The sequence below is a fragment of the Neobacillus sp. C211 genome, from assembly GCF_051842875.1.
Classification (GTDB): domain Bacteria; phylum Bacillota; class Bacilli; order Bacillales; family Cytobacillaceae; genus Neobacillus.
In genome coordinates this window covers 14,987-32,408 of the sequence record NZ_JBPXRO010000016.1, presented here as the reverse complement: position 1 = coordinate 32,408, position 17,422 = coordinate 14,987, and the positions used below count along the sequence as shown (strand labels likewise).

Genomic DNA, 17,422 nt, shown 5'->3' with positions numbered 1-17,422 from the left:
TTAAGGATTAATTCCTTAAATAATATAATCTAACTTTAGGGAGGAAAATTAAATATGTCAGTCCATGGTGAGACCAAAAAAGTAGAGATTCAGAGATTCAGAAAGTTTAAAACAGATCAGTTTTATCCAAAAAATTTAGGAAAACCGGAACACCACATTGTTAACGAATTTAGTATGGCTGTTAGAGCCGGGAATCGCATTTTTTTAAGAGGGCAAACAGGCTTTGATTTAGATGGAAATTTTCATGGCATTGGTGATGTAGAAGCACAGGCAGAAATGGCATGTACTTGTGTAAAGCAGCTAATCGAAGAGGCTGGAGGCACGATTCAAGATATTTGTAAAATTACTGTTTATTTAATGAATCGTGAAGATCGCAGTAAAGTGTATCCAGTCATCGGAAAACATTTTAAAGATGTTTATCCATGCAGTACCGGATTACTAGTCAGCGGCTTTGCAATGCCTGAAATGCTCATGGAGATCGATGTTGAGGCCGTTATTAGCGAGTAAAGTTTTTTTATTGTGATTTACTACTTTTCATAATAAAAATAGTAATAAATAATATGAAAATTATTTCAGCAAGGGGGGATTATTTTGACATTTTCGGTAGCAGGCCGCTGTTCATCCACCGGTGCGTTCGGAGTCATTGTTACGTCCAGCAGTCCATCGGTTGGGGCAAGGTGCCCATGGGCAAAGACGGGAGTAGGTGCTATTTTAACACAAAATGTTACCGACCCTAGATTAGCAACGATTGGATTTTCTGTGTTGGAGAACGGGTTTGATGCCCAATCAGCTATACGGTCGATGAAGGAGGCTTCACCCTATCCAGAGTATCGACAAATAGCAGTGGTGGATGCGAAAGGTAATTCAGCTGCCTTCACAGGAAGCAGGGCGCTGGGTGTACATGGAGAATTTTGTGATAAAAATGTTGCTAGTATCGGTAATCTGCTCAGCGATCCCACAATCCCGGAAGCAATGGGGCGCGAATTTTTACGCACGGAAGGACACCCTTTGGCTGAAAGATTAATTTTGGCGATTGAAAAAGGCTTCCAGATGGGTGGAGAGCTTGATCAGGAGCATTCGATTGGACTTCTGGTATTCACTGATGAACCGTTTGCATATGTAGATTTACGAATCGATTATAGTGAAAATCCGCTGGAAGATTTAAAGAAACTATGGGAATTATACGAACCACAGGCAAACGACTATAAGGTAAGAGCCGTAGTCCCTGAGTTGGCTCCTTCCTATGGGGTAAAAGGTGACGAGTAACTTAATTTAACAATAACACATGGGGAACATTATTCTTGATCCCTATGTGTTATTTTTTTTTGAAATACAAGATTCTCCTGATATCGATATGATCGGGATTTTTTTAAGAAAAGGCTATGTTAAAGCTCATTGTTGATTTTGGCACAAGTTGATTGGAGCGGCAGGCGCGAAGACTCCTGCGGGAGATAGTGGGCCCCCTCTGATTATTTCTGCTTCCTTCGATATAATTCCATTGATTTATAGCCTTCTCCAAGAACCGACTCCATTTCTAACAAACGCTTATCTTGAGTTTCTTTTCTTTTCGCACTATAGACATAACGGGCCCAATCCTTTTGATATCCAAAAGTTAATTGACTATAAGCTCCCAATAGATCCTCATTTTTGTTTAAGTACTGTTTAATATCATCCACATGAACAATATAGTCATCCACACATTGGCTAGATTTACTGCTGTAAGCCTTTTTTGTCTTTTTTGGGGCAGACTTTAAGCCCACCACCGTAAAAACATCGTTTAGGCTGACCATTCTAGAAAACTTTATATCACTGTCAAGCGTATATCCCTCATCATCCATAGCAACTACGTTTAATAAGCTGTCGCGTTCAATGTATTCTTTATATTTTGGATTATTCTTCTTTGGATAGGCAAAGTACACATAACCATTTTTCTCGAGTAATTGGTTTGCAATTACCGATTGAAGTTGCCGCGAAAATTCCTCTAAACTAAAAACGAACATAAAGATAAGATCATATTTATCGCTATTAATAGATGAGTCATAGTCTAATTCATTAAAGTCATCCAAATCTTCCGGTTTCTGCAGAACAAGCTTCCGTCGATATTTATTCAAATTTAGCTTTTCAACAACATTTTTCGGTGAATTCATGTGTTTAACTCCTTCGTAATATTAATTCAGAACCTCGGGATTAATCAGGTTCCTTGGGCGTTTTCCCGTTAGTCCTGCTAGTAAATTCTCGACTGCAAGCTTGGCCATTTTAAATTCCGTTTCGAAAGTGGATGACCCGATATGCGGGGTTGTCACCACATTTGGAAATTGGAGAAGTGGATGGTCCGCTTTGACTGGCTCACTTTGGAAAACGTCTAATGCCGCTCCGTGAATCTCGTTCGTTCTTAATGCTTCAATAAGTGCCTTTTCATCAACTGTTTTTCCGCGGGAACCATTCACGAAAATAGCTGACTTTTTCATCAGTTTAAATTCCCGTTCTCCCATTAAATTTTCTGTTTCAGGTGTGAGCGGTGTCATTAAACAAACAAAATCACTTTCCAGTAGTAAGCGATCAAGATCTGTGTAGATAGCACGATATTTTTCCTCAGCCTCCAGGTTGCGCTTGCGATTGTGGTACAGGATATTCATATCAAAGCCTAAATGCCCGCGTTTCGCAATTAATGACCCAATTTTTCCCATCCCAATAATTCCTAAGGTTTTATGATGAACATCAATGGCATATTCATTTCTAGTTAAATGCTGCTTCCAATTTCCGACCTTCACGAACTGGTCCAATTCAGGGATACGTCTAGCCGCCGCAAGAAGTAGCCCGAAAATCGCATCAGCGGTAGTATCTTCAAGTACACCGGGTGTATTTGTTCCCATAACACCGTGTTTTGTCATCTCATCAATGGAAAGGTTATTAAATCCAGTTGAGTTATTAGAAACAATTTTTAAATTTGGGGCATGATCCAGTAATTCTTTGTCTACTGGAAGGGCAAGACCGACAATACCCACACCTTGCTTAAGAGCCTGTAAAAAAGCCGGGTCTGTTTTGGGATTTATTCTTTCAAAAATTTCAACGTCAAAACTGTCTCTTAAACGATCTAGGGTCTCAGAGAATTCAAAATTATAAGCAAGTATTTTTCTTTTCATCGTTATTGAGTTCTCCTTTTGTAGCTGTAAGTATGAATATATTTTTAAAGTGACATAGAATTTTTAAAGAGTCAACAATTCAGAAAATATTGGAATCGAAAATTGATAAAAAAACCATGGGAATCACGACAGTTGAAAGTTAGCAATTTTTTTGATGAATCAAGATTATAGTAGTATATCAAAAAGAATCTATTGGTGTAAGCGCTCAACAAAATCTTTAATAATCTACACATAATTATCAAATCTAAATTTATACGATTTTACCGTGTTAAATAAGTGTAATACTGAATTCGCTTACATTTTTAGACTAAATCTTTTTTAAGATAATAGTAGCGTTAGCTTGGAATAAATATTTTTGTAAGAAAGGAATTTTTTGTTTCAGTGTATGACATCTTATGTTAGAATACATAACATAGTAATTGTTTTAAAATTCACATTTTTTCAAATAAACTAAAACAAAATAGGAGGTGGTATCTTGGGAAACGAAAATCCATCCTATCGTGATCAAAAGGTTATCACCATAGGAATTGTGACAGAATTAACAGGTCTTTCAAGCAGACAAATTCATTATTATGAAACGCGGAAGCTAATTTTTCCAGATAGGACCCCAAATGGGACCCGTAAGTATTCATTTGCGGATATTGAAAGACTGATTGAAATAGCGGAAAAAATAGAAGAAGGGGTACAAACACTCGAAATTCGCAGGGATTTAGCGAAACGGGAAAAACATAAGATGATTATAGGTCAAATCAATTCCCATTTTAATCGGAACGGACCAATAAAATAACGAGGTTTTAGAAGATTAACGCGCATTTAAGAGCGAGGTTCATATACTGGGCCTGCTCTTTTTTTAGTGTCATCGCCGACATTTTTGAAAAATTTAGCTATCCAAATTTTTAATCATTTCTATTAATCGTTATAATTGGAGTAATCAATAAATCTTTACATGTGAATCATTCGCAGGAATGAAAAATGAAAGGTGGATGTAAATGAAATATAACTTTGATGAAATTGTCAACCGAAGAGGAACCTATTCAATCAAATGGGATGGCGGGGATTTAATTAAACAGATTGGTCTGACGGAACGATATGACGATGAGACGATTCCATTGTTTACAGCTGATATGGATTTACCAGTGCCTCAGCCGTTAGTAGATGCCTTACATAAGACTGTCGATCACCGGATTTTCGGATATACCATCTTTCCAAAAGAGTATTTTGAAGCCATCCAGCATTGGTTTAAAAAGAGACATGATTGGGATATTCCGCAGGAAGAAATCAGCTTTAGTCCAGGAACTGTCCATGCCTTGAATGTTGCTGTTAAAGCATTATCCAATCCAGGAGATGGCATCATTATCCAACGACCGGTTTATCCTCCGTTTACTTCGGCAATTGAAGCCAACGGACGTAAAGTTCGGAATAATGCACTTAAAGCGAATAGCGAAGGCTATTATCAAATCGATTTCGAGGATTTTGAAGCGAAGGCAAAAGAAGAAACGACGAAAATGTTCATCCTATGTAACCCCCATAATCCAACCGGCAGAGTGTTTACTCAGGAAGAACTAAGGAAATTAGCCGATATTTGTGCGAAAAATGATGTCCTTATCGTTGCTGACGAAATTCATGGAGATTTAGTACGACGTAATCAAACATTTATTCCGATTGCAAAAGCTAGCGACCATAGTGATCGAATTATTACTTTTACTGCCATCAATAAAACATTCAATGTCGCTGGGCTTCATTGTACAAATGTAATCATCTCAAATCCTGAACTTAGAAAAACCTTTAATACTGTTATGGGGATGCATTTACCCTCACCTTTTACCGTTTCTGCACTGATCGCCGTATACAATGAGGGCGAAGATTGGTTAGAACAATTAAAGGAATATATCGATGGGACAATGGAATGGACAGTCCAATTCTTAGCGGCGAAAATGCCGAAAGTTAAGGTAAGAATCCCAGAGGGAACCTATATCATGTGGCTGGATTTTAGTGAGTATGGACTAACCCCAGAAGAAGTCCACAATCGGATTTATAATAAAGCAAATGTTCTACTGGAAGATGGGAAGATGTTTGGTAAAGAAGGGTTACAATGGCAAAGAATTTGTATCCCGTCTCCTCGTCCATTAATCCAGGAAGCATTTGAAAGGATTGCAAGAGAATTCGAGGATGTCAATTAATAGGTGAAATTATAACCAAAACCACTTGGTATCTATATTCCAAGTGGTTTTGTCTTGTGGATAAAGGTGAGGAAAAGTTATAGGATATTTAATATTGAAATATAAATTAGTTAAAAAATGAAAAGTAAATTTTTCCTTTAATGAATGCATTTCTAAAGTATGGATAAAATAAAAGCATTAATAGTATTGATTTTTTTAATCCAAATCTCTATTATTTCAATAAATCATAAACATCAAAATTATTATATAATGCGTATTATTAAACTTTTTTGTATTTTCATATAGTTTAATCCCTTTTTTCTGTTAACTATCTGTGATATATTAAATAAGTAAATTTGCTATATTCAGCAAGTGAGAACAATCTGAAAATTAAGGGGAGAATGAAATGAAAAAGTTAGGTCTATTAAGTTTGTTATTAATCCTTTCAATCTTTATCGCTGCTTGTGGAAGCAAAGACACAGCAGACGAGAAAGAAAAAGGTGGAAAAGTATATAAAGTTGGTGTTGATACAACTTATCCGCCGTTTGAATTTAAAGAAGGTAACGATTATAAGGGGATTGATATTGAGTTAATCGATGCAATTGCTAAAAACCAAGACTTTAAAATCGAACTTTCCCCAATGGATTTCGGTGGTATCATCCCAGCGATGCAAGCAAATCAGCTAGATGTGGCTATTGCCGGAATGAGTATTACGGATGAAAGAAAAAAGGTAGTAGATTTCTCAACACCATATTTTGATGCAGGGTTAACAGTGGTTGTTAAAAAGGATAATACAAGTATTAAATCAGTCGAAAACCTGAAAGGCAAAAAAATTGCTGTTAAAAAAGGTACAACTGGTGCAAAATATGCACAAGATAATGCTGCGAAATTAGGAATTACTGTTGTTCAATTTAATGATAGCCCTGCCATGTTCCAAGAGGTATCTAACGGAAATGCAGATGCACTTATTGAAGATTATCCTGTAATTTCGTATGCAATTGCCCAAAAAGACCTTGGATTAAAAATCGTCGGTGATCGCTTAAATGGAGATCAATATGGAATTGCTGTTCTAAAAGGACAAAACGCGGATCTTTTGAAAAAAATTAACAATGGTCTTGCTGAGTTAAAGAAAGATGGTACGTATGATAAAATTATTAAAACGTATCTAGGTGAGTAGAGGATACGAAATGATTAAGCGCGCTTAATGCGCGCTTTCTTTTTGAAAGGGGATGAACAGGATGGATATTATTTCTGCAGCACTGCCAATGTTATTAAAAGGTCTTCAAGTGACCCTATATATATTTGTAATTGCCATTATTCTAGGTTTTTTAATTGGTTTAGTCATAGCGTTATTTCGTTTAGCTCCGATCAAGATCTTGAATTGGATTTCTAAGGTTTATGTTGATGCCATTCGTGGAACACCATTTATTGTGCAATTGTTTTTTATTTATTTCGGTGTAAATTCTCTACAAGTGGTGTCCCTAAATAGCACTACTGCTGGGATCATCACTGTTGCCATTAATGCGGGTGCATATTTTGCTGAGATTATCAGAGCGGGAATTCAATCAATTGATAAAGGACAAACAGAAGCAGCAAGATCGATCGGTTTTACAGGCGCACAAACCATGCGATATGTGGTGCTTCCACAGGCCTTTAGAAGAATGCTTCCTACGATTACAAACCAATCCATTATCAGTTTAAAGGATACGTCACTTTTATCTGTAATTGGGATTGCAGATTTAACACAGCAAGGACAAATTCAAGCTTCTGCCACCTTCGAAGCATTTAAGATTTGGCTGGCTGTAGGTATCATTTACTTTATTATTATTTATTTATTAACCATGCTTGCTAATTTCATCGAAAGGAGGATTCAGCTTAGATGAGCATGATCACAGTTAAAAACTTACGAAAATCGTTCGGTAATGTTGAGGTATTAAAAGATATCAATGCAGAAGTTAAAGAAAAAGAGGTAGTTTGTGTTATTGGTCCATCTGGCTCAGGTAAAAGTACGTTCCTTCGATGTTTAAATCGGCTTGAAGACATTTCAGGCGGAGAGGTAGTCATAAACGGACAGGATATAACAGACCCAAAAATCAATATTAACAAAGTAAGACAAGAAGTAGGAATGGTGTTTCAGCAATTTAATCTGTTTCCTCATAAAAGTGTATTAGAGAACATCACCATGGGACCTATTAAAATTCACAATATTGATAAAGCAGCTGCTGAAAAATTGGCATTTGATCTATTAGATAAAGTGGGGCTAAGAGAAAAAGCAAATAGCTTTCCAGGGGAACTATCTGGGGGGCAAAAACAGCGCGTTGCGATTGCAAGGGCACTAGCCATGAATCCAAAAATAATGCTCTTTGACGAACCGACATCTGCACTTGACCCTGAAATGGTTGGTGATGTTTTGGAAGTAATGAAACAGCTTGCTATAGAAGGTATGACAATGGTTGTGGTTACCCATGAAATGGGTTTTGCCAGGGAAGTTGGCGATCGGGTCATCTTCATGGACGGTGGCTACATTGTTGAAGAAAATGAACCAAATGAGTTATTCAGTAACCCTCAGCATGAACGAACCCAAGCGTTTTTAAGCAAGGTACTTTAAACTACAATATGGTTTTCCAACTGAATTAGGAAAACATGTTTGCAAATTATCTGTAATACATTTTTTTAATTGAGGCGTAGCATATATAAACCATTAAATACTAGAGGATGAATGATCTAGTATTTGATGGCTTATTTTTATTTTCTATATTAGTGGTCCTTGTTGGAGAGGATACCTGTGATGTTTGAAAAATATCTGCGGTTATTATTCCTATTTCGTTCTACTCCTAGATAACTCCATTGATTTAAAACCCACCGCTTTTGATATTCTATTTTGAACAGAAATTTAAAAAGCAATGTTGTTTAATAAAAGAAAGGATGGACAACCTATAAAAGTTATTTTTAACTTTTTTACAGGAGAGCAAGTTAGTTAGTTTTTAACTTTACAACTGTAATATCATTAGGAGTGAGTTGAGTGAAAAGAGATAAAAATGCTTACTTTCATTTACTACTTATCTTGATTGTAATTACCGTTTTTAGTTGGTCAATCTATAAGCCAGCAGGATATTTAATATGGGCGATGGAAGTACTTCCTGCCATTGTGATATGTATGATCGTAGTTATTACCTATAATAAGTTTCGTCTTACTTCGCTATCCTATATCATAATTGCCATTCTTTCGATTCTTACCTTCATTGGTGGTCATTATACTTACGCAAAGGTTCCACTTTTTACTTGGATAAAAGATTATTTTGAATTAAACCGAAACCACTATGATCGCTTTGGTCATTTCTTAAAAGGATTGTTTGCCATTGTAATAAGAGAAATATTAATCCGAAAAAGAGTGACTAAAAAAGGTCCTTGGTTAATTTCTGTGATATTAAGTTTTTCACTCGCAATTGGAGCTATGTATGAAATTATCGAATGGTTATCGACTAAATTAACAAAGAACAGAAAGACTTCCACTGAGTTTTTAGGAGCACAAGGTGATATTTGGGACGCACAGTGGGATATGTTGTTAACCTTTATTGGTTCAATCGTCGCGTTACTCATCTTATCAAAAGTACATAACAGGCTATTAGAAAAAAATAAGGGAATGAAATATAAGAAAGAAAGAGGGATTAGACCGTAACCCTCTTTCAAATAATGTTACAGTCACTAACTGTTCGTTATCAATAACCGTACATATACAATCGAAAACTTTATTTATTAAATGTTATTCCGATATAATAAAATAGTTGTAACCGTTTTCGGGTAATATAGTATTACACCAAATACATATCAATATTATCATTGGTAACCATTGTTATATAAGGACATAGTCCTATTTTTAGTAAAATTAATCACAATTCACAATTTGTTCAACACTTCACAAATTGTTATTCAAAATACATGTTATGATAAATCCATAAACAAACAAGGAGTGATAAGGCATGATGGTATGTGAATGGAAAACCTTCTCTACAGATTCTGAAACTTATACCCTAGAAGTATTTGAAGAAGCAGTTGGGGATGAATTCGAGGCAATGTATCTTAAAGAAAATGACGAAATCCCCGCCTATATTTGGACCGTAAATTACGTGGTTATTGTTAAAAAGTATTCGAAGGTTCTAACTGACATTTTATTTGAAAAGATTCCACGCAATCCAGTTTGTGAATAAAAATCAAGTAGAGTGTTATTATTTTTAGTCACAAATGTGAAATCCTTCACAAACATTACGATACATGCATCCAGAGAAAATCCCAGCTTGATTGTGTATTATTTTTTAAAAATACTTGTGAAAAATTTCACAAATACTTAATCAAATGGAGGTATTACGATGGCAGTAGTAGAAAAGGCAGTTAAAGAAAATCAAACGGTAACACAAATGGTTAACGTTTTGGTGGAAAATGGTCTAAAAGCATTGAAAGAATTCCGAAGATTCGACCAAGAAATGATTAATAATATTGTTAAAGAAATGGCCTTGGCCGGTCTTGATCAGCATATGCCACTTGCAAAGCTAGCCGTTGAAGAAACAGGAAGAGGCGTGTACGAAGATAAAATCATCAAGAACATGTTTGCTACTGAATATGTCTATCATAATATCAAATATGATAAAACCGTTGGTATCATTAACGAAAATGAACATGAAGGAATGATTGAAATTGCGGAACCGGTTGGGGTGATTGCAGGAGTTACACCTGTAACCAATCCAACATCGACCGCCATGTTTAAAGCACTCATTTCGATAAAAACAAGAAATCCAATCATTTTTGCCTTCCATCCATCAGCACAGAAATGCAGTAGTGAAGCAGCCAGAGTGCTTAGAGATGCAGCAATCATGGCGGGTGCGCCAGAAAATTGCATTCAATGGATTGAAACACCGTCGCTTGAAGCAACACAGGCCTTAATGAACCACTCAAAAATATCATTAATTCTTGCCACTGGTGGTGCGGGGATGGTTAAATCTGCTTACAGTTCTGGTAAGCCAGCACTCGGAGTTGGGCCAGGAAATGTCCCTTGTTATATTGAAAAAACAGCCAATCTTCATCAGGCAGTTAATGACTTAATTTTATCAAAAACGTTTGATAATGGAATGATTTGCGCCTCCGAACAAGCAGTCATTATTGATAAAGAAATATACGACGTTGTAAAACAAGAAATGATTGCAAATAATTGTTATTTTTTAAATGAAGAAGAAAAAGCGAAGGTTGAAAAATTAGTTATTAATGAGCAATCCTGTGCTGTTAATCCAGTAATTGTTGGGATGGCTGCTTCAAAGATTGCACAGTTAGCAGGAGTAAAGGTTCCTGATGATACAAAAATCCTTATCGCAGAATTAAAAGGAGTCGGACCAGGATACCCACTTTCAAGGGAAAAATTGAGCCCAGTGCTTGCTTGTTATAAGGTAAGTGGTCTTGAGGAAGGATTAAAACGGGCCGAAGAAATGCTGGAGTTCGGCGGGCTAGGTCATTCAGCTGTTATTCATACCACTGATCAAACAGTGATTAAGAAGTTTGGACTGCGGATGAGAGCGGGACGTATTATTGTCAACGCTCCATCTTCACAAGGTGCGATCGGTGATATCTACAATGCCTATATGCCGTCCTTAACCCTCGGATGTGGAACGTATGGTGGAAATTCTGTCTCTACAAATGTAGGTACTATTCACTTAATTAATATTAAAAAAGTGGCGAAAAGGAATATTAATATGCAATGGTTTAAAGTTCCATCTAAAATTTATTTCGAGAAAAATTCAACTCAATATCTTGCCAAAATGCCGAAAATTTCGAAAGCATTTATTGTTACCGACTCTGGAATGGTAAAATTAGGATATGTGGATAAAGTCCTTTACTATTTAAGAAAGCGTCAAGATTATGTTCACTGCGAAATTTTCTCAGAGGTTGAACCAGACCCATCGATTGAAACAGTGATGAAAGGTGCAGAAATGATGGCTAACTTCCAGCCAGATGTTATCATTGCGCTTGGCGGTGGCTCTGCAATGGATGCGGCTAAAGGAATGTGGCTGTTCTATGAACATCCAGATACAGAATTCTTTGGCTTGAAACAAAAGTTCTTAGATATTCGAAAACGAATTGTTAAATATCCGAATCTCGGCCAAAGGGCACAATTTGTGGCCATTCCTACCACCTCTGGAACAGGCTCGGAGGTAACGTCATTCTCGGTTATTACGGATAAAGAGGCCAATATTAAATATCCGCTTGCTGATTATGAATTGACTCCTGACGTAGCCATTATCGATCCGCAGTTTGTGATGACGGTGCCTAAACATATTACTGCTGATACGGGATTGGACGTGTTGACACATGCGATTGAAGCATTTGTATCCTGTATGGCCAATGATTTCACGGATGGCCTTGCAATAAAAGCAATCCAGCTTGTATTTGAATACCTGCCTAGAGCCTACAAAAACGGTCAGGATGAAGAAGCGCGCGAAAAGGTCCATAATGCTTCAACCATTGCCGGCATGGCCTTTGCAAATGCATTTTTAGGCATTAATCATAGTCTTGCACATAAGCTGGGAGCGGAATTCCATATCGCCCACGGACGGGCAAATGCTGTACTTATGCCACATGTGATTCGCTATAATGCGACTAAACCGAAGAAATTCACAGCCTTTCCGAAGTACAATCATTTCAAAGCTGACAAACGGTATGCTGAAATTGCTAGAATACTAGATTTACCTGCTAGTTCTACTGAGGAAGGTGTAGAGAGCCTCGTTCAAGCCATTATTAAATTGGCGAAGGAACTTGAAGTTCCAATGAGCCTTGAAGCAAATAAAATAAATAAAATCGAGTTCGAAAGCAAGGTTGACTATTTAGCAGACCGGGCCTTCGAAGACCAATGTACCACTGCAAACCCTAAGCTTCCATTAGTAACAGAATTGGCTGAAATTTACCGCCAAGCCTATAAAGGGGTATAATAATCATTGCCAATACGAAAAATCAAACTAATTGGTTTTTTGTATTGGCTTTTTTTTGGCAGTGTTAAAGGTCATAGTTGATATGGTAACCTTGTTGATTGGATCGGAAGGCGCGAGACTCCTGCGGGAGTACGGGACAGGGGAGACCCCGCAGGCGCTTTAGCGCCGAGGAGGCTCCCCGAACCCGCCCGCGGAAAGCGAAGCGCCTGGAGAGGAAATCAATAAGCTAATTTAACATAGCCTTTATATTTTAGAAAGAAGGTGTATTTTGTGGGGTACAGAATTAAAGATGTGATGATTTCCGAAACAGATATTAAAGACAGAGTGAAGGAATTAGCAGAGCAAATTGAAAATGATTTTAATAACGAAGCAATTATCCTCATCGTTGTCCTGAAGGGGTCGTTTGTTTTTGCTGCAGATCTGATTCGTGAGATGAAGGGGGAAATAAAAATTGATTTCATCTCGGTTTCCAGCTATGGAGATGAAACCGAGTCAACAGGAAAAGTAAGGTTATTGAAGGATCTTGATTCGAATATTACCAATCAGAATGTCCTCGTGGTTGAAGATATTATCGACAGCGGCCTGACATTACATTTCCTACGGGACCATTTAAAATCACACAAGCCAAAGCAAATTAAAATTTGTACATTGTTAGACAAGCCCGAAAGAAGAAAAGTCGATTTACCGGTGGATTATGTTGGCTTTGTCATCCCAGATGAGTTCATTGTCGGCTATGGGATTGACTTTGCCCAAAAGTATAGAAATTTACCTCATATCTCCACTGTTGAAGAGTGTTAGGGATTGGGTTCTAAAACTTTTTTCGTGTGGGAAATTTTGCTATCTAATTAAACAATGATATACTTTTTACTGTAAAACTGTTGAATGATGGAGGAATGAATAATGTATACTTCTATATCTGAATTTATTGAGGATTGGAATCAAGAAGCGGCTTCTACGCAAAAGGTTTTGGATGCTTTGACAGATGGTTCACTTCAACAAGAGGTGTCCCCAGATGACCGTACATTAGGGAGAATCGCATGGCATGTCGTAACAAGTACACCTGAAATGCTTAACGAGTTCGGAGTTACGGTTGAAAATGTTGAAAACTCAAGTACGGTTCCGTCCTCAGCAAAAGAAATAGCGGACACCTTTCGCAAGGTTAATGAAGACACTATGGACGCTGTCAAGAAGCAGTGGACAGATGCATCCTTAAAAGAAATGAAAAATGTCTTCGGGATGGATATGCAAAAAGCAGTAACACTTTCTCTTTTAATCAAACACATCATTCATCACCGCGGACAAATGACAGTCTTAATGCGCCAAGCTGGATTAAATGTCCCTGGAGTGTATGGCCCATCAAGAAACGAATGGAGTCAAATGGGGATGAAAGCTCCAGCACTATAAATGTAATGTACATACTAGACTCTCAAGCACACTTAACAAAGGTGTGCTATTTTTATGCCTAACGTGCTAGTGCGATGTATCAGAGTGCTAGCAAACTAATATATATTTGATATTGCTATCCTATTACCGGGTTTCTCTTTATATATCGTTGGTTGTATATCAAAAGAACTACTTTTTCTGCACGTTTTATTAATTTTGCATTTATGTTAAATATTTCTACATTTTTCTACAAAATAATCTAATTCAAGTGTCACCTTTCTATATTAAATCCTCCATTATTTTGGTAAAATATCAATAAGCAAAATTATACATACTCAAAAAAGATTAGTTGTAAAGTTAATCATTCAACAATCTCTACTACTAGATCATTAAAATCTTCAATTAGATCATAAGTCTACGAGTATTTTTTTGAATAGTGAGGCAATTAAATAAACGCATGATGAGGAGGAAGAATATGTGGGATATTGACATGAATATAGATCAAGTTGCAAGAATTAAAGTAATTGGTGTTGGCGGCGGAGGGAATAATGCTGTCAATCGTATGATTGAAGGTGGAGTTCAAGGGGTCGAATTTATTGCAGTGAATACTGATGCACAAGCTCTTAACCTATCAAATGCTGAGATAAAAATGCAAATTGGTGCACAATTGACAAGAGGATTAGGGGCAGGTGCTAATCCAGAAGTAGGCAGGAAAGCAGTTGAAGAAAGCAGAAGGCAGTTGGAAGATGTATTAAAAGGAGCAGATATGGTGTTCGTTACCGCTGGAATGGGTGGTGGTACGGGAACCGGTGCTGCTCCAGCGATTGCTGAAATTTCACGCGAACTTGGTGCATTGACTATCGGTGTCGTTACTCGTCCGTTTGGATTTGAGGGACGTAAACGTGCGCAAAATGCAGCAAACGGTATTGAATTAATGAGGGAAGCTGTTGACACCTTAATTATTGTTCCTAACGATCGATTATTGCAAATTGTTGACAAAAGAACACCGATGATTGAAGCGTTCCGGGAGGCGGATAATGTCCTTCGTCAGGGGGTTCAAGGTATTTCGGATTTAATTGCTGTCCCAGGTTTAATTAATCTGGATTTTGCAGATGTTAAGACAATCATGAGTAATCAAGGGACAGCCTTAATGGGCATAGGGGTTGCAAAAGGGGATGGACGCGCGGTTGAAGCAGCAAAAAAAGCTATTTCTAGTCCATTATTAGAAACATCGATTGATGGAGCTCAAGGGATACTCATGAACATCACAGGTGGTAAAGATTTAAGTCTTTATGAGGTGCAAGAGGCAGCCGACCTTGTGGCTTCTGCAGCAGATAAGGAACTAAATATGATTTTTGGTTCAATTATTAATGAAAATTTTAAAAATGAAATTATGATCACGGTCATTGCTACTGGTTTTGTTGATAAACAGGCACGAACCAAACCATCCACCCCTTCACAAATGGAAGGTCAATCAAAATCACAAATAAATGCCCCAACCCGACGTGAGCAAGTGAGACATGAAGAACCAATTCATGTTAACGATCAATATGGGAAGGAATCAGAGGATTCGCTCGACATTCCGACGTTTTTGCGTAACCGAAACAAAAGGAATCGATAGCATTTCCTGCATCCGGCGCAATGAGTAGTGTGCACAGGACAACAGCCTAAATAGGAAGATGTCCCGGTGAACTCCTACCTTGCGCCGTTGTTATAATTTGGCAATAGTCAATAAAATATTTTAATAAAAATAAGAAATAATCTGATTTTAATCGTTTAAATCGTTAAAACCGACTTGACTTATAGGAATAGTAAAACTATTATTATATTAATCATTTTTTGACTGAAAAGTATGTATTGTAAGATTGTTGAAACTAGTCATGATAAATAAATGATCACTGTAAGTTAATAATTCTTTGTGAGGTGGATTTTGGTGCAACTTCAAGTATTGAACAGTCCTTTTAATCAGGAGCAGGCAGAGCTCCTCAACCGCATTCTGCCTACCTTGACAGAATCACAAAAAGTCTGGCTGAGCGGGTTTTTGGCAGCAGCCCAATTTGCTTCGGTTCCAGGTTCAGGAAGTATTCAGGTGGCAGAACTTTCAGCAGGGAACACCCCAACGATTTCCAAAGATGTGACCATCCTTTTTGGATCACAAACGGGTAATGCTCAGGGCCTTGCTAAGAAGGCAGGCAAAAAGCTTGAGGGAGAGGGCTTTCAAGTAACTATTCAGTCGATGAGCGATTTTAAACCTAATAATTTAAAAAAGGTCCAAAACCTGCTGATTGTTACAAGTACCCATGGTGAAGGCACTCCGCCTGATAACGCGCTGTCATTTCATGAGTTTCTAAACGGAAAGCGGGCTCCAAAGCTTGATAATCTTCGCTTCTCCGTTTTGGCGCTAGGAGACAGCTCATATGAGTTTTTCTGTCAAACGGGTAAAGACTTCGATGCCCGGTTGGGAGAATTAGGCGGAACAAGGCTATATCCACGCTTTGACTGTGACCTTGATTATGATGAGCCAGCAGCTGAATGGCTGGCAGGTGTTCTTATCAGCCTAAATGAAGCCGTGGGCGTCATTCCAATTCCTGAACAAGAATTAGCATCACAACTAGTTGAATCAACGTATTCAAGGACCAATCCGTTTAAAGCAGAAGTACTTGAAAATATAAATCTAAACGGCCGTGGATCTAATAAAGAAACTCGTCACCTTGAGTTGTCACTCGAAGGTTCTGGACTTACATTTGAACCAGGGGATAGTCTTGGTATTTATCCGGAAAATGATCCCGCGCTAGTTCATTTACTTATAGAAGAAATGAACTGGGATCCGGAACAAGTGGTGACTGTTAATAAAAAGGGAGATGTGCTTTCACTTAAAGACGCACTTCTCTCAAACTTTGAAATAACGACCTTAACCAAACCGCTTCTTGAGAAGGCAGCATCACTTTCTGCCAATGAGAAAATACAGGAACTTCTATCAGCGGGGAATGAAGATCAATTAAAAACGTACATTGATGGACGTGATTTGCTTGATTTGGTTCGGGACTTTACACCATGGATTGGCTCAGCTCAAGAGTTTGTCTCAATCCTTCGAAAGATGCCGTCCCGTCTATATTCAATCGCGAGCAGTTTATCTGCAAATCCTGATGAAGTCCATTTGACGATAGGTGCGGTCCGCTATGAGGCACATGGACGTGAGCGAAAGGGTGTTTGTTCCATTCTAGCTGCGGAACGTCTGCAGCCAGGCGAAACAGTCCCAGTGTATATTCAACATAACGAAAACTTTAAGCTGCCAAAGAACGCAGATGCCCCAATTATCATGGTAGGTCCGGGGACAGGTGCAGCACCGTTTCGTTCCTTTATGCAAGAACGTGAAGAAACCGGAGCAACAGGTAAATCTTGGATGTTCTTTGGAGACCAGCATTTCGTGACGGATTTTCTTTATCAAACAGAATGGCAAAAGTGGCTGGAAAACGGCGTACTTACAAAAATGGATGTTGCATTTTCACGAGACACGGATCAAAAAGTATATGTACAGCATCGCATGTTAGAACAAAGTCAAGAGGTATTTAAGTGGCTTCAAGAAGGTGCACATCTTTATATCTGTGGTGACGAAAAACACATGGCACATGATGTTCATAACACTTTACTTGAGATTATTGAAAAAGAAGGCGGCTTGGGTCGTGAAAAGGCCGAAGAATATTTAGCCGAGATGCAGCAGCAAAAACGTTATCAGCGTGATGTATACTGATTTGGGATGGAAAGG

At 37.9% G+C, this 17,422-nt stretch carries 16 protein-coding genes; 14 read left to right on the top strand and 2 right to left on the bottom strand.

What is annotated here, in order from left to right; all coding sequences use genetic code 11:
• Positions 1-54 precede the first annotated feature (54 nt).
• Positions 55-507: a RidA family protein gene (locus tag ACSU6B_RS16110; protein ID WP_335712375.1), complete on the top strand. Its 453-nt coding sequence runs from the start codon at positions 55-57 to the stop codon at positions 505-507.
• An 84-nt stretch (positions 508-591) separates the two neighbouring features.
• The gene (locus ACSU6B_RS16105; protein ID WP_410886703.1) at positions 592-1,266 is read left to right on the top strand and encodes a DUF1028 domain-containing protein; all 675 of its coding nucleotides are present in this window, start codon (positions 592-594) and stop codon (positions 1,264-1,266) included.
• Between the two features lie 203 nt (positions 1,267-1,469).
• Here the strand turns inward: ACSU6B_RS16105 and ACSU6B_RS16100 are convergent, their stop codons facing one another.
• Both ACSU6B_RS16100 and ACSU6B_RS16095 read right to left on the bottom strand, forming a co-directional pair.
• Positions 1,470-2,147, bottom strand: coding sequence for a YdeI/OmpD-associated family protein (locus ACSU6B_RS16100; protein ID WP_410886701.1), 678 nt, complete (start codon positions 2,145-2,147; stop codon positions 1,470-1,472).
• Between the two features lie 21 nt (positions 2,148-2,168).
• Positions 2,169-3,143 (bottom strand): 2-hydroxyacid dehydrogenase, encoded by a 975-nt coding sequence (locus ACSU6B_RS16095; RefSeq protein WP_410886699.1) that lies wholly within the window; start codon positions 3,141-3,143, stop codon positions 2,169-2,171.
• 475 nt (positions 3,144-3,618) lie between these two features.
• On the opposite strand from ACSU6B_RS16095, the gene ACSU6B_RS16090 reads away from it, so the two are divergent.
• The 12 genes from ACSU6B_RS16090 (at position 3,619) to ACSU6B_RS16035 (ending at position 17,407) form a co-directional block, all read left to right on the top strand.
• Positions 3,619-3,930 carry a MerR family transcriptional regulator gene (locus ACSU6B_RS16090; RefSeq protein WP_088087928.1) on the top strand — a complete coding sequence of 104 codons (312 nt, stop codon included), beginning with the start codon at positions 3,619-3,621 and terminating at the stop codon, positions 3,928-3,930.
• A gap of 202 nt (positions 3,931-4,132) precedes the next feature.
• Positions 4,133-5,323 (top strand): MalY/PatB family protein, encoded by a 1,191-nt coding sequence (locus ACSU6B_RS16085; RefSeq protein WP_410886697.1) that lies wholly within the window; start codon positions 4,133-4,135, stop codon positions 5,321-5,323.
• A gap of 385 nt (positions 5,324-5,708) precedes the next feature.
• Positions 5,709-6,479, top strand: coding sequence for a transporter substrate-binding domain-containing protein (locus ACSU6B_RS16080; protein WP_410886695.1), 771 nt, complete (start codon positions 5,709-5,711; stop codon positions 6,477-6,479).
• A gap of 61 nt (positions 6,480-6,540) precedes the next feature.
• The gene (locus ACSU6B_RS16075; RefSeq protein ID WP_410886693.1) at positions 6,541-7,185 is read left to right on the top strand and encodes an amino acid ABC transporter permease; all 645 of its coding nucleotides are present in this window, start codon (positions 6,541-6,543) and stop codon (positions 7,183-7,185) included.
• A complete protein-coding gene (locus tag ACSU6B_RS16070; RefSeq protein WP_410886691.1) occupies positions 7,182-7,910 on the top strand; it encodes an amino acid ABC transporter ATP-binding protein in 729 nt (242 codons plus the stop codon). The genes ACSU6B_RS16075 and ACSU6B_RS16070 overlap by 4 nt, the downstream gene beginning before the upstream one ends.
• Positions 7,911-8,324: 414 nt before the next feature.
• Positions 8,325-8,981 (top strand): DUF2238 domain-containing protein, encoded by a 657-nt coding sequence (locus tag ACSU6B_RS16065; RefSeq protein ID WP_410886689.1) that lies wholly within the window; start codon positions 8,325-8,327, stop codon positions 8,979-8,981.
• A 301-nt stretch (positions 8,982-9,282) separates the two neighbouring features.
• Entirely contained in the window at positions 9,283-9,510 is a 228-nt protein-coding gene (locus ACSU6B_RS16060) for a hypothetical protein (RefSeq protein WP_410886687.1), read from the top strand.
• A gap of 159 nt (positions 9,511-9,669) precedes the next feature.
• The gene (gene adhE / locus ACSU6B_RS16055) at positions 9,670-12,273 is read left to right on the top strand and encodes a bifunctional acetaldehyde-CoA/alcohol dehydrogenase (RefSeq protein ID WP_410886685.1); all 2,604 of its coding nucleotides are present in this window, start codon (positions 9,670-9,672) and stop codon (positions 12,271-12,273) included.
• Between the two features lie 270 nt (positions 12,274-12,543).
• Positions 12,544-13,071, top strand: coding sequence for a hypoxanthine phosphoribosyltransferase (gene hpt, locus ACSU6B_RS16050; RefSeq protein ID WP_410886683.1), 528 nt, complete (start codon positions 12,544-12,546; stop codon positions 13,069-13,071).
• A gap of 102 nt (positions 13,072-13,173) precedes the next feature.
• The gene (locus ACSU6B_RS16045; RefSeq protein WP_410886681.1) at positions 13,174-13,677 is read left to right on the top strand and encodes a DinB family protein; all 504 of its coding nucleotides are present in this window, start codon (positions 13,174-13,176) and stop codon (positions 13,675-13,677) included.
• 454 nt (positions 13,678-14,131) lie between these two features.
• Positions 14,132-15,277 (top strand): cell division protein FtsZ, encoded by a 1,146-nt coding sequence (gene ftsZ, locus ACSU6B_RS16040; protein ID WP_410886679.1) that lies wholly within the window; start codon positions 14,132-14,134, stop codon positions 15,275-15,277.
• A 312-nt stretch (positions 15,278-15,589) separates the two neighbouring features.
• Complete coding sequence (locus ACSU6B_RS16035) at positions 15,590-17,407, top strand: assimilatory sulfite reductase (NADPH) flavoprotein subunit (protein ID WP_410886677.1); 1,818 nt, start codon at positions 15,590-15,592, stop codon at positions 17,405-17,407.
• Positions 17,408-17,422 lie beyond the last annotated feature (15 nt).